At 71.1% G+C, this 22,063-nt stretch carries 21 protein-coding genes; 5 read left to right on the top strand and 16 right to left on the bottom strand.

The window, feature by feature from the left end; all coding sequences use genetic code 11:
* Positions 1 to 223 precede the first annotated feature (223 nt).
* Positions 224 to 1,078, top strand: a complete 855-nt coding sequence (locus ACQVFL_RS04795; RefSeq protein ID WP_431728768.1) for an endonuclease domain-containing protein — start codon at positions 224 to 226, stop codon at positions 1,076 to 1,078.
* A gap of 208 nt (positions 1,079 to 1,286) precedes the next feature.
* Here the strand turns inward: ACQVFL_RS04795 and speB are convergent, their stop codons facing one another.
* The 7 genes from speB to ACQVFL_RS04760 are packed head-to-tail and all read right to left on the bottom strand — an operon-like array spanning position 1,287 to position 9,022.
* On the bottom strand, positions 1,287 to 2,300 hold the full coding sequence (speB, locus tag ACQVFL_RS04790) for an agmatinase (RefSeq protein ID WP_396695927.1): 1,014 nt from the start codon (positions 2,298 to 2,300) through the stop codon (positions 1,287 to 1,289).
* On the bottom strand, positions 2,297 to 3,499 hold the full coding sequence (locus ACQVFL_RS04785; RefSeq protein WP_431729771.1) for a saccharopine dehydrogenase family protein: 1,203 nt from the start codon (positions 3,497 to 3,499) through the stop codon (positions 2,297 to 2,299). Before ACQVFL_RS04785 ends, speB begins: the two co-directional genes overlap by 4 nt.
* Positions 3,499 to 4,917 carry an NAD(P)/FAD-dependent oxidoreductase gene (locus ACQVFL_RS04780; protein WP_431728767.1) on the bottom strand — a complete coding sequence of 473 codons (1,419 nt, stop codon included), beginning with the start codon at positions 4,915 to 4,917 and terminating at the stop codon, positions 3,499 to 3,501. Before ACQVFL_RS04780 ends, ACQVFL_RS04785 begins: the two co-directional genes overlap by 1 nt.
* On the bottom strand, positions 4,914 to 5,750 hold the full coding sequence (locus ACQVFL_RS04775; RefSeq protein ID WP_396695923.1) for an ABC transporter permease: 837 nt from the start codon (positions 5,748 to 5,750) through the stop codon (positions 4,914 to 4,916). The genes ACQVFL_RS04780 and ACQVFL_RS04775 overlap by 4 nt, the downstream gene beginning before the upstream one ends.
* The gene (locus tag ACQVFL_RS04770) at positions 5,747 to 6,661 is read right to left on the bottom strand and encodes an ABC transporter permease (protein ID WP_396695921.1); all 915 of its coding nucleotides are present in this window, start codon (positions 6,659 to 6,661) and stop codon (positions 5,747 to 5,749) included. Before ACQVFL_RS04770 ends, ACQVFL_RS04775 begins: the two co-directional genes overlap by 4 nt.
* 22 nt (positions 6,662 to 6,683) lie before the next feature.
* Positions 6,684 to 7,835, bottom strand: a complete 1,152-nt coding sequence (locus ACQVFL_RS04765) for an ABC transporter ATP-binding protein (protein WP_396696252.1) — start codon at positions 7,833 to 7,835, stop codon at positions 6,684 to 6,686.
* Positions 7,836 to 7,837: 2 nt separating this feature from the next.
* Positions 7,838 to 9,022: a polyamine ABC transporter substrate-binding protein gene (locus tag ACQVFL_RS04760; protein WP_396695919.1), complete on the bottom strand. Its 1,185-nt coding sequence runs from the start codon at positions 9,020 to 9,022 to the stop codon at positions 7,838 to 7,840.
* 205 nt (positions 9,023 to 9,227) lie between these two features.
* Here ACQVFL_RS04760 and ACQVFL_RS04755 point away from each other — a divergent pair, with 205 nt between their 5' ends.
* Positions 9,228 to 9,740, top strand: coding sequence for an Lrp/AsnC family transcriptional regulator (locus ACQVFL_RS04755; RefSeq protein ID WP_396695917.1), 513 nt, complete (start codon positions 9,228 to 9,230; stop codon positions 9,738 to 9,740).
* Between the two features lie 233 nt (positions 9,741 to 9,973).
* Here the strand turns inward: ACQVFL_RS04755 and ACQVFL_RS04750 are convergent, their stop codons facing one another.
* Positions 9,974 to 10,159 (bottom strand): DUF397 domain-containing protein, encoded by a 186-nt coding sequence (locus tag ACQVFL_RS04750; protein WP_431728766.1) that lies wholly within the window; start codon positions 10,157 to 10,159, stop codon positions 9,974 to 9,976.
* Complete coding sequence (locus tag ACQVFL_RS04745; protein WP_431728765.1) at positions 10,150 to 10,920, bottom strand: DUF5753 domain-containing protein; 771 nt, start codon at positions 10,918 to 10,920, stop codon at positions 10,150 to 10,152. Before ACQVFL_RS04745 ends, ACQVFL_RS04750 begins: the two co-directional genes overlap by 10 nt.
* A gap of 365 nt (positions 10,921 to 11,285) precedes the next feature.
* Here ACQVFL_RS04745 and ACQVFL_RS04740 point away from each other — a divergent pair, with 365 nt between their 5' ends.
* Together ACQVFL_RS04740 and ACQVFL_RS04735 are read left to right on the top strand one after the other, a co-directional pair.
* Positions 11,286 to 12,632, top strand: coding sequence for an aspartate aminotransferase family protein (locus tag ACQVFL_RS04740; protein ID WP_396695911.1), 1,347 nt, complete (start codon positions 11,286 to 11,288; stop codon positions 12,630 to 12,632).
* A 9-nt stretch (positions 12,633 to 12,641) separates the two neighbouring features.
* Positions 12,642 to 14,018, top strand: coding sequence for an NAD(P)/FAD-dependent oxidoreductase (locus ACQVFL_RS04735; RefSeq protein WP_396695910.1), 1,377 nt, complete (start codon positions 12,642 to 12,644; stop codon positions 14,016 to 14,018).
* Between the two features lie 147 nt (positions 14,019 to 14,165).
* On the opposite strand, the gene ACQVFL_RS04730 is transcribed toward ACQVFL_RS04735, so the two are convergent.
* Positions 14,166 to 14,537: a DUF3499 domain-containing protein gene (locus tag ACQVFL_RS04730; RefSeq protein ID WP_176092711.1), complete on the bottom strand. Its 372-nt coding sequence runs from the start codon at positions 14,535 to 14,537 to the stop codon at positions 14,166 to 14,168.
* Between the two features lie 150 nt (positions 14,538 to 14,687).
* Here ACQVFL_RS04730 and ACQVFL_RS04725 point away from each other — a divergent pair, with 150 nt between their 5' ends.
* Positions 14,688 to 15,137, top strand: a complete 450-nt coding sequence (locus ACQVFL_RS04725) for a metallopeptidase family protein (protein WP_396695908.1) — start codon at positions 14,688 to 14,690, stop codon at positions 15,135 to 15,137.
* A 76-nt stretch (positions 15,138 to 15,213) separates the two neighbouring features.
* On the opposite strand, the gene ACQVFL_RS04720 is transcribed toward ACQVFL_RS04725, so the two are convergent.
* From ACQVFL_RS04720 to ACQVFL_RS04695, 6 genes are all read right to left on the bottom strand, one after another.
* A complete protein-coding gene (locus ACQVFL_RS04720; protein WP_013731688.1) occupies positions 15,214 to 15,471 on the bottom strand; it encodes a WhiB family transcriptional regulator in 258 nt (85 codons plus the stop codon).
* A gap of 448 nt (positions 15,472 to 15,919) precedes the next feature.
* On the bottom strand, positions 15,920 to 16,264 hold the full coding sequence (locus ACQVFL_RS04715) for a phospholipase (protein WP_431728764.1): 345 nt from the start codon (positions 16,262 to 16,264) through the stop codon (positions 15,920 to 15,922).
* A gap of 138 nt (positions 16,265 to 16,402) precedes the next feature.
* Entirely contained in the window at positions 16,403 to 17,797 is a 1,395-nt protein-coding gene (locus ACQVFL_RS04710) for a DUF4331 domain-containing protein (RefSeq protein ID WP_431728763.1), read from the bottom strand.
* Positions 17,798 to 17,976: 179 nt separating this feature from the next.
* Positions 17,977 to 18,264 (bottom strand): hypothetical protein, encoded by a 288-nt coding sequence (locus tag ACQVFL_RS04705; RefSeq protein WP_396695901.1) that lies wholly within the window; start codon positions 18,262 to 18,264, stop codon positions 17,977 to 17,979.
* Between the two features lie 160 nt (positions 18,265 to 18,424).
* Positions 18,425 to 20,965, bottom strand: coding sequence for a bifunctional FO biosynthesis protein CofGH (locus tag ACQVFL_RS04700; RefSeq protein WP_431728762.1), 2,541 nt, complete (start codon positions 20,963 to 20,965; stop codon positions 18,425 to 18,427).
* Positions 20,966 to 21,047: 82 nt separating this feature from the next.
* The gene (locus ACQVFL_RS04695; RefSeq protein WP_396695897.1) at positions 21,048 to 22,040 is read right to left on the bottom strand and encodes a hypothetical protein; all 993 of its coding nucleotides are present in this window, start codon (positions 22,038 to 22,040) and stop codon (positions 21,048 to 21,050) included.
* Between the last annotated feature and the right edge of the window lie 23 nt (positions 22,041 to 22,063).

The following is a 22,063-nucleotide window of genomic DNA, read 5'->3' as shown; positions in this document are numbered from 1 at the left end:
CGCTCTCCCCCGCCCCCTCCCCCGCCACGCCCCGCCGCGTGGCGTCCTCCGCGCCGTCGATCATGGAGTTGTGGCTGACCATCTGGGGCTTTTAGGGCGTTTCGAGCCAGCCACGGCTCCATGATCGGCGTGGAATGTCGAGGGATGACGAGTCATCCACAGCAGCGATGGTTGTCGTCCACAGGGGCGGACGGCGGCCATGGCGGGCCGGAACAGTGACGGGATGGCAGCACGACTGAGTCGTTACTCCGAGTTGCTGGCGTCGGGGTGGAGTCGGGGGCTGGTGCGCGGGCAGGTCACGCAGGGTTCGCTGCTCCGGCTGACCCGAGGTGTGTACGGACCTCCCGCCGCCAACACCGACGACCGTCTTGCGGCGATCTTCGAACGACTGCCGGACGGCGCGGTGGCGGGGTTCCACACGGGGGCGATGCTGCACGGCTTCGGCGACGCCCGCTCGACCAGGTGCCACGTGATCGTGCCGGCAGGCTCGGTCGTGCCGCAGATCCGTGGAGTGGTGGCGCATGAGTCCGTCGTGCCGGTCCGCGATCCCGTCCGGATACGCGGACTGCCCTGCGCCCCGATCGCCCGGTGTGCCGTCGACCTGGCGAGATCACTTCGACGGACCGAGGCAATTGCGGTGCTCGACCTCTGCCTCCGGGTGACCGACTGCCACCAGGACGTTCTCCGTGACGAACTAGGGCGCCATCGGGGCCTGCGCGGCGTGCGCCAGGCACGGGAACTGATCGGCCTGGCGGATCCCCGGGCGGAATGCCGGCAGGAGAGTCAGTTGCGGTTACTTCTCGTGGACGCCGGACTGCCGGCCCCGGAACCTCAACTGTGGGTGGACGACGGGTACGGCATACCGCTGTACCGGATCGACCTCGCCTACCGCAAGCGTCGGATCGGCATCGAGTACGACGGGCAGTCCCACCTTGACCCTCAGGTGTTCCACTACGACCGCGCCCGGTCGAACTGGCTGGCCGGCCAGGGCTGGCGGATGCGCCACTTCACCGCCGATGACCTCTATCGCCGCCCCACCCACATAATCACCACCATCCACTCCCTCCTCGCCCACTGACCCCCGCCCCCCCAACCCCAACCCCCCGCCCACCCGACCGCGTCGATCATGGACTTGTGGCAGGGTGAAATCAGATCAAAATACCCAAACCTATGGCCACAACTCCATGATCGACGCGGCACACCGGTCGGGGCCCAACGCGGGCACACGAGCCCGGGCGGGACGCGGCGCAGTGGGGGCGGTAAACCCGACGAGAGGTCGTGCTGGGTCAGCGGCGGTCGAGGAGGGGTTGGGTGGGGTCCCAGGGTGGGCCACCGGCGGCGTCGCGACGGCGGCGGGCGATGGCCGACAGCGCCTCCAGAACGACCCGGTTTCCGAGGTACGCGGTGATGTCCGCGTGGTCGTACGGCGGGGCGACCTCGACCACGTCCACCCCGACCACGGGGAGTTCGTAGCAGACCCGACGGACCGCGTCGAGCAGTTGACGACTGGTGAAGCCGCCCGGTTCGGGGGTGCCGGTGCCGGGGGCCATGCCCGGGTCGACCACGTCCACGTCGACGGAGAGGAAGACGCCCTCGCACTCGTCGGTGGCGACGCCGAACGCCTCGGTCAGGCAGTCGTCCAGGCCACGGGCCACGATCTCGGTCATCTCGTACGAGCGCATGCGCTGCTCGGCCATCCAGGACAGCGTCGAGGGGCCCGGCCAGTAGCCGCGCAGGCCGATCTGGAGGAACCGGTCACCGCGTACCGCGCCGGACTCGATCAGTCGACGCATCGGCTGGCCGTGACCGTGCAACGAACCGAACTCGATGTCGCCGGTGTCGGCGTGCGCGTCGAAGTGCACCAGCGACACCCGGCCGAGCCCGTGGTGCCGGGCCACCCCGGTGGCGTCGGGCTGGGCGATGGAGTGGTCGCCGCCGAGGACCACCGGGATCGCACCGGCCGAGGCGACCGCGTACACGGCGGACTCCAGCGCGGACAGCGACCGTTCGATGTCGCCGGAGAACATCTCGACGTCACCGGCGTCGTAGACGCACAGGTCGCGCAGCGCGTCGACGCGCAGTGCCAGCGAGGGGCGGGAGCCGTCGTGCGGCAGGTAACACGCCTGCCGGATGGCGGACGGGCCGAACCGGGTGCCGGGGCGGTGCGAGGTACCGCCGTCGAAGGGCGCGCCGATGATCACCACGTCGGCGTCGGCGTACGTGACGGGCTCCTCCAACGTGCAGGGCGGTACGCCGAGGAACGTCACGTCGGGGCCGTACATCGGGCCGTACCGGGTCATCGTTCCGCCATCCCCCACGGCGAGCCGTACGCGGTGAGCAGGTCGAGGAAGGGCTTGGGCGGCAACGCCTCCGGACCGAGCACCCCGCTGCCCGACCACGCGCCGTCGGCCAGCAGTTCCAGGGCGACGACCGGGTTCACCGCCGTCTGCCAGACCACCGCCTGGTGGCCGTACTCGCGCATCGACCACTCGTTGTCGACCACGTGGTAGAGGTAGACCCGGCGCGGCCGGCCGTCGGTGCCGATTCCGGTGACGTACGTGCCGGCGCAGGTCTTGCCGCGCATCCGGTCGCCGAGGGTGGCGGGGTCGGGCAGGCAGGCGGCCACCACGTCGCGCGGCGACACCGACACCGGGCCCACGCGCACCGGCTCGGTCGCGGCGAGACCGAGTTTGTGCAGCGTCCTGAGCACCTCGATGAACTCCGCGCCGAGGCCGTACTTGAAGGTGACCCGCCTCGCCCGCACCCAGCGCGGGATCAGCAGCACCTCCTCGTGCTCCACGTTGACGCACTCGACCGGCCCGATCCCCGCGGGGAACTCGAACACCTCCGGCTCGCTGAACGGCTCGGTGGTGAACCAGCCCCGGTCGGCCTCCCAGATCACCGGCGGGTTCAGGCACTCCTCGATGGTGGTCCAGATGGAGAACGAGGGGGCGAAGTCGTAGCCGTCGACGGTCAGGTTCGCCCCGTCGCGTACCCCGATCTCGTCGATCTCGCGGAACAGCTCGTCGGCGGCGTAGCGGGCGAAGACGTCGGAGAGGCCGGGTTCGACGCCGATGCCGCACAGCGCCAGCCGCCCGGCCGCCGTCCAGCGGTCGGCCGCCGCGAACTGCGCGTCGCCGAGCATGACGCCGGTCTCCTGGTGGGGCCGGGTCGGGTGCGGGTGGGACAGCGACATAGCCATGTCGAGGTAGTCGGCGCCGGCCGCGTACGCACCGTCGAAGATCGGCATGACGAAGCGTGGGTCGACCGCGTTGAGCACGTGGGTGATCCGGTGTTCGCGGCAGAGCGCCGCGACCGCGTCCGCCGAGGCGGCGTCGACACCGGCGGCGACGAAGCGATCGTCCCGTCCGGCGACGGCCCGCGCGGCACGGGTCTCGTCGTGATCGGCGACCACCATGGTGTCGAAGAAGGCACGTCGGGCCGCGATGGCGACGACGGCGGAACCGACGCCTCCGGCCCCGATCAGCAGCACACGCATCACGAGTCGAACCCCAGACCGAAGCGATCGAGCGTACGGAGCCACAGGTTGCGCCGCCCCTGAGCGGCGTCGGCCCGGGCCATGGACCAGCGGGTGAGCCCGATGCCGACCGCGCGGGCCGGTTCGGGCGGGAACGGCAGCGGACGGCTGCGGACCAGGTCGAGCCGGGTCAGCGGGCTGTCCACGCCGTCGAGCAGGTCGAGCAGCACCCGGGCACCGAACCGGGTCGCCCCGACGCCGAGCCCGGTGTACCCGGCCGCGTACGCGAGACGACCGGAGTACGCGGTGCCGAAGAAGGCGCAGAACCGGGTGCTGGTGTCGATCACCCCGCCCCAACGGTGGCTGAACCGGACGTCGGCGAGCTGCGGAAACGTGGTGAAGAAGTGGCGGGCGAGGGCGCTGAAGGTGGCGTCACGCTGTTCCAGTGCCGGCGTCATCCGGTTGCCGTAGTGGTAGACCGCGTCGTAGCCGCCGAACAGAATCCGTCCGTCCCCGGTGAGCCGGTAGTAGTGGAACTGGTTGCCGGTGTCGGCCAGGCCCTGCCGGTTGCGCCAGCCGACGGCGTCGCGTTGCGCGGGCGTCAACGGCTCGGTGGTCAGCGCGTAGTCGTACACCGGCACGATCCAGGTGCGCAGGCGGCGCAGCAGCGGCGGGAACGCGTTGGTGGCCAGCACCACCCTGGCCGCGCGGACCGCCCCGGGGCGGTCGTCGGCGGCGACGGTGCGGGCCAGCAACGCGTTGGTGTCCCGGTGCAGGCCGGTGACCCGGGTGTGCTCGTGCACCCGCACGCCGAGGTCCACGCAGGCCCGACGCAGTCCCCACGCCAACCGCGCCGGGTCGAGCATCGCCACCCGGTCACGGTCCCACAGACCGCCCAGGTACGTCGGCGAGTTCACCTCGGCGCGCACCTCGTCGGCGTCGAGCAGGCTGACGTCGTGCCCGAACCGCCCGGCCAGCGCGGCGTCGGCGGCCAGCCCGTCGAGCTGGTACGGCTCGACCGCCACCGACAGTTCGCCGGTCCGCGCGAAGTCGCAGTCGATCCGATGCTCCGCCACGGTCGCGGCGATGGCGTCCAGGTTCTCCCGGCCGAGCCGCTCCAGCGTCCCGATCTCGTCCGGGAACCGCTGCACCCCGTTGGCCAGCCCGTGCGTCAACGAGGCGGCACAGAACCCGCCGTTGCGACCGGAGGCCGCCCAGCCACAGGTACCCGCCTCCACCAGCAGCACGTCGCGTGCCGGGTCGGCCTGCTTGGCCAGCAGGGCGGCCCACAACCCGCCGTAGCCGCCCCCGATCACCAGCAGGTCCGCGGTGGTCGGGCCGGGCAGCGGCGGCAACGGGTCGGGGCGTTCCGGCCGGTCCAGCCAGTACGGTGCGCGTACCGCGTCGGCCAGCGCCCGACCGGTGGACGGCCCGGTCATGACCGGCTTGTCGCCCGGACGACCGGCACCGCGATCGCCGCCCGGCGGGCCCGCCGCCCCCGCAGCATGCTGGCCAGCACCAGCAGCAACGCGATCGCGAACATGGCGGTGCCGATGACGTTGACCTGCGGCGGGATGCCCCGCTGGGCGGCACCCCAGACGTACATCGGGAACGTGACGGTGGTGCCGGAGTTGAAGTTGGTGATGATGAAGTCATCGAAGCTGAGCGAGAACGCCAGCAGGGCGGCGGCCACGATGCCGGGCAGCACCAACGGCAGCGTGATGCGGCGGAACGTCTGCCACTCGCTGGCGTAGAGGTCCATCGCGGCCTCCTCCAGCCGCCGGTCCATCCCGGCCAGCCGCGCCTTGACCGTGACCACCACGAACGACAGGCAGAACATCACGTGCGCGATGACGATGGTCCAGAAGCCCAGCGGCACCCCACCGGCGACGAAGAGCGCCAGCAGCGAGGTGCCCATCACCAGTTCCGGCGTGGCCATCGGCAGGAAGATCAGCACGTTGAGCCCGGAGCGTCCCCGGAACCGGTGCCGGACCAGCGCGAACGCCATCAGCGTGCCGAGCGCGGTGGCGACGACGGTGGCGATGAAGCCGATCTGCACGCTGCGGACCACGGCGTCGCACATGTCGGAGGTGGCGCACGGGTTGCGCCAGTTGTCGAGCGTGAACTCGTGGAAGTCGTACGAGAGCCGGTTGGAGGGGCGGTTGAACGACAACGCGCCCACCACGGCGATCGGCAGGAACAGGTAGCCGAGCACCAGCAGGGCCACGCCCATCACCCAGTGCTGGGCCAACCACCGGGAGACGCGGCTCATAGAACCTCCTCCGTGCCGGCCCGACGCAGATAGACGAAGACCACCGCGAGGATCGCCGACATCAGCAGGAACGACAGCGCCGCGCCCTGCGGGTAGTCCAGCCGGACCAGGAACGCCGAGTCGATGACGTTGCCGATCATGTACTCGTTGGGGGTGCCGAGCAGTTCGGCGTTGATGTAGTCGCCGGTGGCCGGGATGAAGAACAGCAGCGTCCCGGCGATCAGGCCCGGCATCGACAGCGGCAGGGTTACCCGGCGGAACGTCTTCAGCGGGCTGGCGTACAGGTCGCTGGACGCCTCCAGCAGCCGGTGGTCGAGCCGCTCCAGGCTCGCGTACAGCGGCAGCACCAGGAACGGCAGGAAGTTGTACGTCAGGCCGAGCACCACCGCGATCGGGGTGGCCAACAGCCGCCCGTCCGGACCGAGCAGGTGGACGTCCCGCAGCAGCCCCACCAACCAGCCGTTGTCCGACAGGATGGTCTTCCAGGCCAGCGTACGCACCAGGAAGCTGGTGAACATCGGCGCGATCACGCAGACCAGCAGCAGGCTCTTCCACCGGCCGGCCTTCTGCGCGATCGCGTACGCCAGCGGGTAGCCCATCAGCAGCGCCAGCACCAGCGCGATGCCGGCGTACAGGAACGAGCGGCTGAACTGCGGCCAGTACGCCTGCAACGCCGCCGGGTAGTTCCCGAACGCCCAGGTCATCGCGTACCCGGTGGACAGCGTGCCGTTCGGGTCGTAGAGGCTGGCCGCGGCGAGCTGCACCAGCGGCAGGGCGAAGAAGAGCAGCAGCCAGGCCCCGCCGGGCAGCAACAGCAGGTACGGCAGGAGCCGGTACCGCCCCGATCGGGCAGCCGGCGGCGGCGACGCCGGCTGCCCGGAGCCGGTGGGTACGTGAGCCAGCGCGCTCACGCCGTGATCTCGCTTCGCTGGCTCATGAGGACGCACCGACCGGCTCGTCCAGGACCGGAGTGGTGCGGTCCTCCTCGTCGGCGCGGCGACCGAGCAGGAAGGCGTGCTGCGGATCCCAGTACGCCACGGCCCGCTCGCCGACGGCGAAACGCTGTTGCGCCCCGCTGTTGGCGACGAAGACGCTCAGCTCGGTGCCCCAGCCGGTGCGCAGCAGGTACTGCGTGCTCACCCCGACGTAGGAGGCGTCGGTGACGGTGCCTTCGAGGTGCTGGTTGCCGGCGGGCACCTGCACGGCGGCACCGACCAGGTGCAGCTTCTCCGGGCGTACGCCCAGAAAGACCGGACCCTGGTCGGTGCGGGCCCGCGCCGACGGCACGGAGAACCGCGCGCCGTGCGCGGTGACCAGGAGGTCGTCGCCGTCGGCACCGGAGACCTCGCCAGCGATCAGGTTGGACTGGCCGAGGAAGTTGGCCACGAACGCGGTGGCCGGGAACTCGTAGATCTCGGCGGGTGGGCCGAGTTGCTCGATCCGCCCGGCGTTCATCACCGCGACCGTGTCGGCCATCGTCATGGCCTCCTCCTGGTCGTGGGTGACGTGCACGAAGGTGATGCCGACCTCGGTCTGGATGCGCTTGAGCTCGATCTGCATCTGCCGGCGCAGCTTGAGGTCGAGCGCACCGAGCGGCTCGTCCAGCAGCAGCACCTGCGGGTGGTTGATCAGGGCCCGGGCCAGCGCGACCCGCTGCTGCTGCCCGCCGGAGAGCTGGGCCGGGCGACGCCGTTCGTACCCGTCGAGCTGCACCAGCGACAGCATCTCGCGGACCTGCCCGTCGACCGAACGGATGCCGCGCCGCCGCAGGCCGAAGGCGACGTTCTCGAAGATGTCCAGGTGCGGGAAGAGGGCGTAGCTCTGGAAGACGGTGTTGACCGGTCGCTTGTACGGGCGCAGCCGGGCGATGTCCCGGTCGCCGAGCAGCACCTGACCGCTGGTCGGCTCCTCCAGCCCGGCGATCATCCGCAGGGTGGTGGTCTTGCCGCAGCCGGACGCGCCGAGCAGGGCGAAGAACGAGCCCTGCGGAACGGTCAGGCTCAGGTCGTCGACGGCGGTGAACGGGCCGAACGTCTTGGTGAGGTTGGCCAGCCTCAGGTCGCCGGCCGGGGTGTCCCGCGCCATCGTCACGCTCCGATAACCTGCTGGAACTTGGTCTCGTACTCGCGCTCCTGCTGCTCGTCCAGAGCCATGAAGACGCGGGCCTTGGAGAGGATCGCCTCGTCCGGGAAGATCAGCGGGTTGGCGGCCAACTCCGGGTCGATCTTCTCCATCTCCTCCTGCGCGCCCTGCACCGGACAGATGTAGTTGACGTACGCGGCGAGCTGGGCGGCGATGGCCGGGTCGTAGTAGTGGTTGATCAGCGCCTCGGCGTTGCCCTTGTGGGTGGCCTTGTTCGGCACCAGCATGTTGTCCGACCAGAGCGTCACACCGGAGTCGGGCACCACGAACTTGATCTGGTCGTCGTCGAAGCCGAGCTGGATGATGTCGCCGGACCACCCGATGCACGCCGCGATGTCGCCCTTGGCGAGGTCGGGGGCGTAGTCGTTGCCGGTGAACCGGCGGATCTGCCCGGAGTCGACCGCCTTCTTGAGCTTGTTGAGGGCGTCGTCGAACTGGTTGGCGGTGAAGTCGGCCGGGTTGTGACCGTTGGACATCAGCAGCAACCCCATGGTGTCGCGCATCTCGGTCAGCGCGGTCACCTTGCCCTTGAGGTCGGCGCGGGTGAGCAACTCGTCGACGGTCCGGATCTCCCGGGTGACCCGCCCGTTGTACGCCAGCCCGGCCAGGCCCGACTGCCACGGCACGGCGAGGTGGTTGTCCACGTCGAAGGGACGGTTCCGCAGCGACGGCAGCAGGTTCGCCTCGACGTTGGGCAGCTTCGACTTCTCGAGCCGCTGGATCCAGCCGAGCCGGATCATCCGGGCGGCCATCCAGTCGGTGAGCACCATGACGTCCCGCCCGGTGCCCTGACAGGCGGCGAGCTGGTTCTGCACCTTGCCGAAGAACTCGTTGTTGTCGTTGACGTCCTCGGTGTAGGTCACCTGGATGCCGGTGTCGGTGACGAACTTGTCGAGACTGGGACGCTTCGACGCGTCATCGTCATCGACGTCCATATATTGCGGCCAGTTGGAGAAGGCGAGAGTCTTCTCCGTGCCGGACAGGTCCTCGCTGACACAACCGGCCTCGGTCTGCTGCGCGCCGGGGGTGCCGCAACCGGCGAGGGTGCCACCCGCCGCGAGCAGCGCGGCCGAGCCGAGGGTGCCGGTGAGCAGACCACGCCGAGTGAGGGGCCGGTAAGCGTTTCGCATGTGACGACTCCTACAGGTCATCGTCGGCGGCGGGACGGGGGTGGGCGCGCCGACGGGAGGGTCAATGGCGATGGACGACTGATCCTGACATGAGGAAACCTCGCTCACAAGGGATTCCGTAGCCGCAATAGCCGTGGACGACGAATTACGCCAGACTGCGCGGTGGCACTAGGCTCAGCGCCGTGATGGACATGGGGAGCGCTCGATGACGAACCGGCAGCAGGACAACGGCACCGGCGGACGCCGGGTCAGCGTGCGGGAGGGCGCCAGCCACGTCCTGCTCGACGACGTGGCCAAGCAGATCATCGAACAGCTCCAGGAGGACGGCCGCCGTCCGTACGCGACCATCGGCAAGGCGGTCGGGCTCTCCGAGGCAGCGGTACGTCAACGCGTACAACGGCTGCTCGACGCCGGGGTGATGCAGATCGTCGCGGTGACCGATCCGCTCCAGCTCGGCTTCCCCCGGCAGGCCATGATCGGGCTGCGCACCGACGGCGACCTGGAGAGCGTGGCGGACCGGCTCGCCGAGTTGGACGAGGTCGACTACGTGGTGATCACCGCCGGCTCCTTCGACCTGCTGGCCGAGGTGGTCTGCCGCAACGACGAGCACCTGCTGGAGATCCTGCAACGGCTGCGCGCCGTCTCCGGTGTGCTCTCCACCGAGGCGTTCGTCTACCTCAAACTCCGCAAACAGACCTATAGCTGGGGCACCGCCTGACGGCGCCCCCACGCCGTCCCACCGCCCGCCGCGCCCGCCGCCCGCCCCGCGCCCCGCCCGCCCCGTCCCCCGCGCCCCGCGCCCCGCCGATCATGGAGTTGTGGTCGTGGAAATGCGCCGATCGCCCTGGTTTGTCGCTGCCACAACTCCATGATCGGCGCGTGCGGAAGGGATGGCGCGGGGAAGGGACGGTGCGGGGAAGGGACGGTGCGGGGAAGGGGCGGTGCGGGAGGTCAGCGCGGGGGCGTGGAGACGAACGCGCGCCAGGCGTCGGGGGTGAAGGTCAGGGTGCCGCCGGCCCGGTCCTTGCTGTCGCGCACCAGGATCCGGCCGGGCAGATTGTCGGCCACCTCGACGCAATCGCCGCCGTTGTTGCTGCTGCGGGTGGCGGTGCGCCAACGGGCACCGGTCAGCTCCATGTCGCCGCTACCTCCCGGATCAGCTCGATGGACCGGCGACGTGGCAACGCCTCACCGGTGACGCTCTCCCATCTCGCGCCCAGGCTAGCAAGGTCGGCACGCTCGGTCACCACCTGACCGCGCAGTTGATTGTCCAGATAGGCCGCCTCGTAGCCGTCCGGCATCCGGGCCAGCACGAACGGCCCGGCCAGGCCGGTGTGCCACGGGTTCTCCGCCGGGATCACCCGGACCTGCACGTGCTCCCGCTCGCCCAACTCGGCCAGGTGGAGCAGTTGCCCGGCCATCACCGCCCGGTCGCCGCCCACCCGCCGCCGCAGCACGACCTCGTCGACCACCGCCACCAGTTGCAGCGGCACCTCGCGCTCCAGCACCCGCTGCCGGGCCAGCCGCGCCGCCACGATCTCCTCCACCTGCGCCGGCGCGACCAGGCCGCCGGTCGCCAGCACCGCCCGGGCGTACGCCTCGGTCTGAAGCAGGCCCGGCACCAGCAGCGGCTGGTACGACCGGAGCGAGCTGGCCTTCTGCTCCAGTTGTGCCCACTCCTGGAACCAGGGCATGTCCCGGCGACGGTACGGCTCCGGCCAGAGTTCCTTCGACTGGCGGCCGAGGATGGCGGCGACGGCGGCCCGGGTGCCGGGATGCGGGGTACGCCCGTCGGCCACCCAACGGCCCGCCGTCTTCGGGTCGACGCCGACCTTCCCGGCCAACGACTGAGCCGTCTCGCCCTTGTCCACCATCGCCAACCGCAGTGTCTCGTTCATCTGCCGACCTCCGTCCGCGCGTCACGTTGCGCCGCACGCTAGCCACTCTGGGTGGCGCTGTCCGCCCGATCGCGGCGTGTTGTGGGTGGGACTGTTTCGCGCATCTCAGGTGCGATCGAGATGCCCCTCGAATGCCCTGGACACGCCCCGCCGCACTCCTCCGGCACCACCACCGACCTCCGACCACCTGCCGAAGCGGCGGCGATGCGGATTCCGTTGCAGTACGTCGGATAAGCTCGCTAAATCCGTTGCTTCAAGGCGTAATGTCAACCGATTGCACTTGCCTCGCGGCGGCGGGCTGTGGGATAACCGTGAGCAGAGCGGCCGGTGAACCCCTGACCGGCCCGAGACCCGATGGGGCTGACATGGCGAACGCCACCGACCACCTCTGGATGCATTTCACCCGGATGGCGAGCTACTCCGCCGGTGAGGTACCGACCATCGTGCGCGGTGAGGGCGCGTACGTCTGGGACTCGGCGGGTCGCCGCTACCTGGACGGCCTGGCCGGGCTCTTCGTGGTCAACGCGGGCCACGGTCGCACCGAGCTGGCCGAGGCCGCCGCCAAGCAGGCCGGGGAGCTGGCGTACTTCCCACTCTGGTCGTACGCCCACCCGACCGCCGTGGAGCTGGCCGAGCGGATCTCGGAGTTGGCGCCGGGCGACCTGAACCGGGTCTTCTTCACCACCGGCGGTTCGGAGGCGGTCGAGGCGGCCTGGAAGCTGTCCCGGGCGTACTTCAAGCGGGTCGGCAAGCCCACCAAGCACAAGGTGGTCAGCCGGTACATCGCCTATCACGGCACCTCCATGGGCGCCCTGTCGATCACCGGGCTGCCGGGCATCAAGACGGACTTCGAACCGCTGGTGCCGGGCGGCATCAAGGTGCCGAACACCAACTTCTACCGGGCTCCGGAGCACGGCGACGACCCGGTGGCGTTCGGCCGCTGGGCCGCCGACGAGATCGGGCGGGCCATCGAGCGGGAGGGACCGGACACCGTCGCGGCGGTCTTCCTGGAGCCGGTGCAGAACTCGGGCGGCTGCTTCCCGCCGCCGCCGGGGTACTTCGAGCGGGTCCGCGAGATCTGCGACGCGTACGACGTGTTGCTGGTCAGCGACGAGGTGATCTGCTCGTGGGGTCGGCTCGGCGAGTACTTCGGCGCGACCCGCTACGGATACCAGCCCGACATCATCACCACCGCCAAGGGCATCACCTCGGGGTACGCCCCGCTCGGCGCGATGATCGCCAGCGACCGGCTGATGGAGCCGTTCCTCACCGAGACCGGCATGTTCGCCCACGGGGTGACCTTCGGCGGGCACCCGGTCTCCTGCGCGGTGGCCCTGGCCAACCTGGAGGTCTTCGCCCGCGAGAACCTCGTCGGGCACGTACGCGCCAACGAGGCGGCCTTCCGGTCGACCCTGGAGAAGCTGCACGACCTGCCGATCGTCGGTGACGTCCGGGGCGACGGCTACTTCTACGGCATCGAGCTGGTCAAGGACAAGGACACCCGGGAGACCTTCGACGAGGCCGAGTCGGAGCGGCTGTTGCGCGGCTTCCTGTCCAGCGCGTTGTTCTCCGCCGGGCTGTACTGCCGGGCCGACGACCGGGGCGACCCGGTGGTGCAACTCGCCCCACCGCTGATCGCGGGACAGCAGCAGTTCGACGAGATCGAGCAGATCCTGCGGGGCGTACTCACCGAGGCATGGAAACGACTCTAGGAGGCGGTGGTGGCCTACCAGGACCTGTCGTACTGGCTGTCCACCGTGGACGAGCCGTTGACCCCGCGCCCGCCGTTGGCCGGTGACACCGTCGCCGACGTGGTCATCGTGGGCGCGGGGTACACCGGGCTGTGGACGGCGTACTACCTCGCCGAGGCCGAGCCGGCCCTGCGGATCGTGGTCCTGGAACGCCAGGTGGCCGGTTTCGGTGCCTCCGGGCGTAACGGCGGCTGGTGCTCGGCGTTGCTGCCGACCTCGCTGACCGGGCTGGCCCGGCGACACGGCCGGGACGCCGCGATCGCCATGCAGCACGCCATGCACGACACGGTCCGCGAGGTCGGCCGGGTGGTCGCCGCCGAGGGCATCGACTGCCACTGGTCGTACGGCGGCAGCGTGGTGCTGGCCCGCAGCGAGCCGCAGGTGCAGCGGGCCCGGGCGGCGGTGGCGGAGGCGCGGGCGTTCGGTTTCGGCCCGGACGACCTGGACCTGCTCGGCCCGGCCGAGGCCGTGGCCCGGTGCGGTGCCACCGGGGTACGCGCCGCCACCTACACGCCGCACTGCGCGGCCGTGCACCCGGCGCGACTGGTCCGCGGCCTGGCCCGCGCCGTGGAACGCCGGGGCGTGACGATCCACGAACGCACCCCGGTCACCGAGATCCGGCCCCGCGCGGCGGTCACCCCGGCCGGCACCGTACGCGCCCCCGTGGTGATCCGGGCGACCGAGGGCTACACGCCGGGGCTGACCGGGCACCGGCGGGCCCTCGCCCCGGTCTACTCACTGATGATCGCCACCGAGCCGTTGTCCGACGAGACGTGGGCCGAGATCGGGTTGGCCGAGCGGGAAACCTTCTCCGACCACCGGCACGTCATCATCTACGGCCAACGCACCGCCGACGGCCGACTGGCCTTCGGCGGGCGGGGTGCCCCGTACCACTTCGGCTCTCGGGTCCGCGCCGACTACGACCGGGAGCCACGGGTCTTCGCCACGCTCCGCCGTACGCTCGGGGATCTCTTCCCGGTGCTCGGCCCGGAGGTGCCGGTCACGCACACCTGGGGCGGTCCGCTCGGGGTGGCCCGGGATTGGGCGGCCTCGGTCGGCTACCACCGGGCCGACGGGCTGGGCTGGGCCGGCGGGTACGTCGGCGACGGGGTGGGCACCAGCAACCTGGCCGGGCGTACGCTGGCCGACCTGATCCGGAACGAACCGACCGAGCTGACCCGGCTGCCCTGGGTCAACCACCGCTCGCCCCGCTGGGAGCCGGAGCCCCTACGCTGGCTCGCGGTCAACGCCGGCCTGCGCCTGATGCTCTCCGCCGACGAACGCGAGTCCCGTACCGGCCGGACATCCCGCCGCGCCGCCACCTTCACCCGCCTCCTAGGCCACTAACCCCCACTCCCCCGCTCCCACTCCCCCCTCCCCGCCTCCCCCCTCCACCTCCCCGCCTCGACGCGTTGATCAAGAAGTTTGCGTCGATTCCTGGCGCCCAGCCCGACCAAACTTCTTGATCAACGCAGCCCAGGGGGGGTGGGTGGGTCAGTGGGTGGGGGGGATTACGCGGAGGTGGCCTCGGCGGGACGAGGTGGTGGGGGGTGCGGCCTGCTGGGTCTGGTCGTCCTGTGGCGGGCGGGGTGCCGGGCGGGCGGCTTCGCGGACCGCCTCGGCGAGCGCGACCAGGTCGTCGGTGGTGGGCGGCGGGGGCTCGAACTCGCCCTCGTGCCGGACCACCTCCCAGCCACGGGGGGCGGTCAGGCTGCGGGCGTGCGGCTCACACAGGTCGTACGTGTGCGGCTCGGCGAAGGCGGCGAGCGGACCCACCACTGCGGTCGACTCGTTGTAGACATAGGTCAGCGTGGCGACCGCTTGCCGGGGGCAGCCGTTACGGGAGCAGCGCCGTGGTGACCTCACGGGCGCAGGGTATCCCCATTACCGGGTCCGGCGCACCGGTTCGCGTTACGACACGCCCGTCTTGGTGATCACATTTCGGCTCGGGGGCACGGCACGCCAGGTGGCGGCGCTGCTGCGGGCAGGGGCGTGGTGGCGGCTACCCTTTGGCTCATGACGAGTCCGGAGAACCGCCGCCCCGGCCCCGGCCGGCGCTCGCACCGCGACCGGCACGGACGCGGTCTGCGCGGGCGGCTGGTGCCGGCCACCGTGCCGTTGGCGCGTACCAAGGCGGAGATCTTCGACGATCTGGTGCTGGACACCGTCGAGACGCTGGAGCGTCGCTTCGCCAAGGAACTCGCCGGGGTGGAGTTCGCCGTCGAGGACGTCCCGCCGGACCTCAACGTCTATGACACCGACGTGCTGGAGGACGGCGAGGTGCCGTTGGCCCGGCTGCTGCCGGGTCGGCCGGGACGCCAGGAGGTGCCACCCCGCATCGTGCTGTACCGCCGTCCGCTGGAGTTCCGGGCCATGGACCGGGAGGATCTCGCCGACCTGGTACACGACGTGATCATCGAGCAGGTGGCGAACCTGCTCGGCGTCGACCCGGACGAGTTGGCCTGACCGACCGCCGTGACCCCCCACGGCGCGTCGTCACCCCCCGGGGCGGGACGTCCCCCGACCGTCCCTTCCCGACGACTCAGGCTGCTCGCCGCTTGAGCTTGCGCCGCTCACGCTCGGAGAGCCCACCCCAGATCCCGAACCGCTCGTCGTGGCCGAGAGCGTATTCGAGGCATTCGGTCTTGACCTCGCACCGCGAGCAGATGCGCTTCGCTTCGCGGGTCGAGCCGCCCTTCTCGGGAAAGAACGCCTCCGGGTCGGTCTGCGAGCAGAGCGCTCGCTCCTGCCACTCCGGCGCGTTTCCGAGCAGGTCGGCCGCCTCGAGCTGGCCGTCCATCAATTGCCTCCTTGTCGCGCACCGGCGCCATCGCCGCTGCAACCCCCCACGCGAAAGGCGTGCTTGTCCGTCCGGTCCCGTTTTGCTGCGGTTCGTGCGAACAACCCCATTCAAATTACACGCGTGTAATGCGTGCGGCGTCAAGCCAAACTTGATAATGGAGTCGCCCTCCCGACACGCACCCGGCCTCGCCCTGCCCTATCGATTCAGACCCCGACCGAGTAACGCCCTCTCCGGCGAGTTGCCCGAGTTTTCTCCCGTGGCGCGCGGCCCGAGACAGGGGTGATCCCGCTCCGCGCCGGCCTCTGGGAGGCCACCCGTCAAGATCGGTTGATCTTGACCCGCAAGATTAGCCCGACTTGGCCGGGACCGCCCATCGAGCCGGTAGACGACGACTGCGCCCCGTCCACATCGTGGACGGGGCGCAGTCGCGCGGAAGCCTGATCAGTCAGTCAGAGGAGCCGGAAGGGCTGGTGGGCCAGGTGAATTCGGTGACCACACCACCGCCCACCCGGACCATCCCGGCGGGCGTATCGTCGTCCCACCAGACGGTATAGGTACCGGCCGGTAGGTCCGGGTAGACCGCACTGTGGAAGGTGCCGTCCAGGACCTGCCGCTCACGTACGGCCGAGTGGGTCCGGGGCTCACCCTGGCGCTCCGGCCGGCTGACCTCGATCTCCCGGCCGAGCAGGTCGCGTCCGGTGTGCACGATCAGGGCACCGGTGTCCCCGCCCAGGTCGAGCACGACAGTCCCGGTCCCCGTCGGACCGTATGTGTGCACATGCCCGCTCATGCCGACACTCCGCTCCGCTCCGCGCCGGCACGAGACCCGACTGCGCCGATGATTCGCTCGCTCCGCTCGCTCATGCCGTCCTCCGCCTCGCTCCGCGCCGGCACACCACTGCGCCGATGATTCGCTCGCTCCGCTCGCTCATGCCGACACTCCGGGGTTGTTGAAGCCGTCGTAGGGCGTACCGAGGAAGGGGAAGTTGCGCAGGAAGGGTGCGGTCACGTCGGCGGCGCTCAGCCCCGGGGTCACCGCAGCGGCTGCCTCGTCCGGCTGGAACCGCCGGTCCACCAGCGGCACCGTCAGGCCCGCGATGGCCCGCAGGGCGATCGTCACCACGTCGTCGGTGACCCGCCGACCGTTCGGGAAACCGGCCAGGTCACCGGCGAGCACGCCGATGGCGTTCGGCCGACGGGCCGGGGGGATCGCGGTGTTCAGGCGCAGCATGTCGGCCTGCACGTCCCCGGTGGCGTTGGTGAAGCCGTCGATCAGACCCTCGGGGAGGCCGGTGAGCAGGATCGCGACCAGGTCCGCCCGCGCCTTCTCGGACTTGTTCAGCTTGTCCAGGTTGGGGAAGACGCCGGGGTAGAGCACCGGCAGCAGAGCCGCCAACTCGGGCCGCTCGACGAACTTGGCGAACCGCTTGTCCTCCGACGGCGGCAGGGTGTTCCACAGATCCTTCTCTGCCATCGGCACGATGACCTCGTTGAACAGCGGGTTGCCCAACCTGGACACCTGGGTGAACGGCCCGGTGTTCGTGTCCGCCGCCACCTTGTCGCCGAGCACCCGCACCTGACGGCGGGACGCCGTGGTCCAGACGCCGATCACCGAGGCGGGTTCCTGCCAGTGGTAGCGGTTCGCCTGGCGGCGCACCCGGCCGAGCGGCACCTGGAGGGCGAGGCTGTGCACGTTCAGCCGGTCGGTGGCGTTGACCGGCTCGCCGGGCTCGCGGAAGATCTTCTTCCCGGCCACGTGCAACTGCTGGAAGGGGCGCAGCGTACCGAGGTCGAAGATCGCCCCGAGGTCGACGAAGAAGCCGTCGGCGCGCTGCCCCGCGAAGACCTTCTCCCCGGTGGAGAGCGAGAAGGTGGCCTGGCGGACCAGATCGCCGTACTTCGGGGTGGAGAGCGGGCCGACGTTGCACGGCGGGCAGGGCAGCTTGCGTGCCAGCCGCTGTTCCCGTCCACCGGCGATCCGGGTCAGGCTGTAGAACTGCCGCCGGTTCCAGTTCTCGCTGTCCAGCGAATCGATCGGCCCGGTGTTGTAGAGAAAACTGTTCGGGTTCGTGATTTCGGTGGTGAATTCGAAACGGTAGGTGACGTCCGGCTGACCGTCACCGTTGTTGTCGATGTGGATCTCGTAGCGCACGTCGTCGCCGAACTCGAAGAAGTTCGGTCCCCCCGAAGGCAGTTGCAACGGGACGTAGTTGGCGATCAGCGTCACCGTGTCCGGACGGTCCGGCGTGACGAAGGCGTACAGGTCCGACGAATCGGCGACCGGATCCTTGGCGATCTCCGGCGCCTCGCGGTGTGAAGACATGACGAACCCACCTCACTGGGCGAAAGTGTGCATTGGACGGACGGCCGGGCGCCGAGAGCCCGCGCCGGACCGGGGGACGCGACCGCCGGTACGGCGGTGGCGGGTGACCGCTGCGCGCCGCTGACGGACGCGGCGGTCGGGGACGCCCGGCGTGGCGGGCGGAGGTCGGGTGGGCGGACTCAGCGTCGGGCGGCGGCCTTGCGCAGCCGGTCCGCCAGACCACGATCCCGCACCTCGATGCGGGACTGGCCGACGAAGACGTCCATCGTGCCGGAGCGGGCGTCGCGCAGGTGCACCACGATCGTCTCGTCGGCACCGGCCGCGCTGCCCTTGTCGTCGTCACCGGCGGCCGAGAGACCCGGCACCGCCAGGGCTGCCGCGCCGAGCGTGGCACTGGCCGCAGCCGTCAACGTCTGCCGACGGGTCAGTCGCGGCCACTGCCGCGTCCGCCTTCTCTCAGTGATCATGGCCAACCTTTCCGGCGGCGGCGCACACGCGCCCGCAAGGACGGACGGGGGTCGCCGCACGGACCGCGAAGGCCCCCGAATCTCGGGTGCCGGCGGCGGTCCTCGCCGATCCCGCCGCCGGCATCGACAGGTACGGCCGGGGACGCGTGAAGGTTCGACGCTAGGCGCTGATGTGACCGTACGCAGTCGTACGCCTACGCGCCGGACGACCGGCCGCCGTCGCGATCGCCCGCAACTGCTCCTCGGTCCGCGCCGAACCGTTGCCGGAGCCGGCCATCCGCGAGATGGTCTCCTCCATCAACGTGCCGCCCAGGTCGTTGCAGCCGCTGCGGAGCATCTCCACCGTGCCCTCGTCACCGAGCTTCACCCAGGAGCACTGGATGTTGTCGATCCGGCCGTGCAGCAGCACCCGGGCCATCGCGTGCACCACCCGGTTCTCCCGCCAGGTCGGCCCGGGTCGCGCGATACCGGCCAGATAGATCGGGGCGTTGGTGTGCACGAACGGCAGCGCCACGAACTCGGTGAACCCGCCGGTGCGGTCCTGCACCCCGGCCAGCACCCGGAAGTGCGCCAACCACTGCCCGGGATGGTCCACGTGGCCGTACATCATCGTGGAGCTGGACCGGATGCCCAGCTCGTGGGCGGTGCTGACCACCTCGACCCACGCGGCGGTCGGCAGCTTGCCCTTGGTCAGCACCCAGCGCACCTCGTCGTCGAGGATCTCCGCCGCCGTCCCCGGGATGGTGTCCAGGCCGGCCTCGCGCAGCCCGGTCAGCCACTCCTTCACCGGCACCCCGGCCTTGGCGGCGGCGGTGACGATCTCCATCGGGGAGAAGGCGTGCACGTGCATGCGGGGCACCCGCGCCTTGATCGCCCGGACCAGGTCGGCATAGATGGTGACCGGCAGCTTCGGGTCGATGCCGCCCTGGATGCAGACCTCACCGGCTCCGGCGTCCCACGCTTGGAGCGCCCGGTCGGCGACCTGCTCCACCGACAGCCGGTACGCGTCGGCGTCCCGCTCCCGCTGCGCGAAGGCACAGAACCGGCAGCCCACGTAGCAGACGTTGCTGAAGTTGATGTTGCGGTTGACCACGTACGTGACGTCCTCGCCGACCGCGTCCCGCCGCAGGTCGTCGGCGCTACGGCAGAGCTCGTCCAGGGCCGGACCGTCCGCGCCGAACAACGCCATCGCGGCGTCGGCGTGCCGGGGTTCGAGCAGCGCCGCCGGGTTCTCGGCGGCCAGCCGCAACCCGGCCCGCAGGTCGGCGTCGCCGGAGCCGAGGGCAGCCGACCGGCCGGACGGGTCGGCCTCCGACGACGGTACGGCGACCTTGGCCGCCACCTCCGACCAGTCCCCGTAGACGTGGTCGAAGTCGCCCCGCCGGTCCTCGGTCCGCCCCGTGCGGTCGATGTCGACGTGCAGGTCGGTCCGCCCACCGAAGGTCTCGTCCGGCTCCTGCCAGGGACGGCCGACCGGCCGCGCGGACGCCACGGCGAGCCCGGTCGACGGCTCGGCCAACGCGGTGACGTGCGGCAGCAGGCGCGGGTCCAGCCACGGCTCGCCGGCCCGGACGTACTCCGGGTAGACCGTGAGCCGCTCGCGCAGCTCGAATCCGGCGGCGGCGGTGCGCTCCGCCAACTCGTCGAGCTGCGGCCACGGGCGTTCCGGGTTGACGTGGTCCGGGGTCACCGGGGAGACGCCGCCCCAGTCGTCGATGCCGGCGCGCAGCAGCAGGTCGTACTCACCGGCGATGAGGTTCGGCGGTGCCTGGATGCGGGCCTTCGGGCCGAGCAGCAGCCGGGCCACCGCGACGGTGGCCGCCAGGTCGTGCAGCTCCGCGTCCGGCATCCCGCGCATCGCGGTGTCCGGCTTGGCGCGGAAGTTCTGCACGATCACCTCCTGGAAGTGGCCGTACTCCCGGTGCGCCCGCCGGATGGCGAAGATCGCGTCCACCCGTTCGGCGGGCGTCTCGCCGATGCCGATCAGGATGCCGGTGGTGAACGGGACACCGACCCGGCCGGCGTCGTCGAGGACCCGCAACCGCACGGCCGGTTCCTTGTCGGGCGAGCCGAAGTGCGGGCCGCCCGGCTCCGACCAGAGCCGCGTCGCAGTGGTCTCCAGCATCATCCCCATGCTGGGCGCGACCGGCTTGAGTCGCTGCAACTCCGACCAGGAGAGCACGCCCGGGTTCAGATGCGGCAGCAGGCCGGTCTCCTCCAGCACCGCCACCGCGCAGGCGCGCAGATAGTCCAGGGTGGACTCGTAGCCGCGCTCGTCCAGCCACTGCCGGGCCGCCGGCCAGCGCTCCTCCGGCCGGTCACCGAGGGTGAACAGCGCTTCCTTGCACCCCTGCGCCGCACCGGCGCGGGCGATGGCGAGCACCTCGTCGCGGTCGAGGAACGCCGCCGGCAACCGGTGCGGCACGGTGGCGAAGGTGCAGTAGTGGCAGCGGTCCCGGCAGAGCCGGGTCAGCGGCACGAAGACCTTCTTCGAGTACGTGACCACGCCCGGCCGCCCGGCGTCCCGCAGCCCGGCGTCCCGGATCGCCCCGGCGACGTCGAGTAGTTCGGTGAGGGCGGTGCCCCGGGCACTCAGCAGTGCGGACGCCTCGTCGACGTCGAGCGCCCGGCCGGCGGCGGCCCGGCGCAGGGCCCGCCGGACAGCCGCCTCCGCAGGGCCAGGCTCGCTGCGATCAACCATCCGCCCAGCCTAGGCGCTGTCGCCGGCCGCACACCCCCCACGTGGGCAACCGCACCCGGCCGCCCGGCTGGTCGTACGGCGGTCAGGCGGGCTTGTCGCCCGGGTCGATCCGCTGGGTGCGGTCGCCCTCGCCCGGCGGCGGCACCGCCTGGCCCGGCTCGGTGCCCTGACGCGGGATGGTCTGGGTCGGGTCGGCCGACGGGGGCTGCCCGAACGGCGGTGCCGCCGGAGAGGTCGGAGCCGGTGGCTGCGCCGGCACGACCGGCTGGCCGTGCGGCGGCCAGGTGTGCGGGGCGGACGACGGCCCGCCGGGCGCCTGACCCGCCACCGGCCACCCCGGCTGCTCCCCGCCCGGCTGAGCGCCGGGGTAACCGCCCGGCTGCTGGCCGGGGTAACCGGCGGGCTGGCCCGCGCCCGGGTAGCCGGCCTGGCCGGGAAAGCCACCGGACTGCTCGCCACCGGGCCATCCACCGGTCGGACCGGGCTGCTGCGGCCACCCACCCGGGTAGCCACCGGGCTGTCCCGGGGTGCCCTGCGGGGCCCAGCCCTGCTGCGGGGTGCCGTACAGGCCGGGCTCCTGCTTGGGCTTGGGCACGTAATAGAGCCGCCGCCAGACGGTCCAGACCACGTACGCCGCCGCGCCGAACAACGCCACCCAGGCCGCCCGGGTGATGACGCCGGTCAGGGCGTCGAAGATCTGCGCCTCGGCCAGCCGACCGACCGTCCAGATCAGCAGCGTCAGACCGCCGAACACGACGCTGACCGCGTACTCGACCAGGGCCACCTGCGTGATCAGCTTCGCCTTGCCGACCACCGGGGCGAGGTGGGTGGCGAGCAGCACCGCCAGCAGCGGCAGGACGATCGCCTCCAGCCCGACGAAGCCGAAGAACGCACTGCCCGCCCGGCCGGTCACCGTGCTGTAGGCGCCCTGCGGAGTGATCAACCGGATCAGCGTGACGAAGAGGAAGACGGCGTTCGCGCCCAGGAGCACGAGGGCGACGAGTTCCCGAAGCGGCCCGGTCACCTGACGGGCCGGGGTCGGTTCGGAGGGCGGATGCTCCACGGGGCTGGTCACGAACTCTCCCTGGGGGCGAAAGC

The organism is Verrucosispora sp. TAA-831 (assembly GCF_050780145.1).
Lineage (GTDB): Bacteria > Actinomycetota > Actinomycetes > Mycobacteriales > Micromonosporaceae > Micromonospora.
Note: the sequence above shows the minus strand (reverse complement) of the source record. Positions and strands in the feature narration are given on the sequence as shown.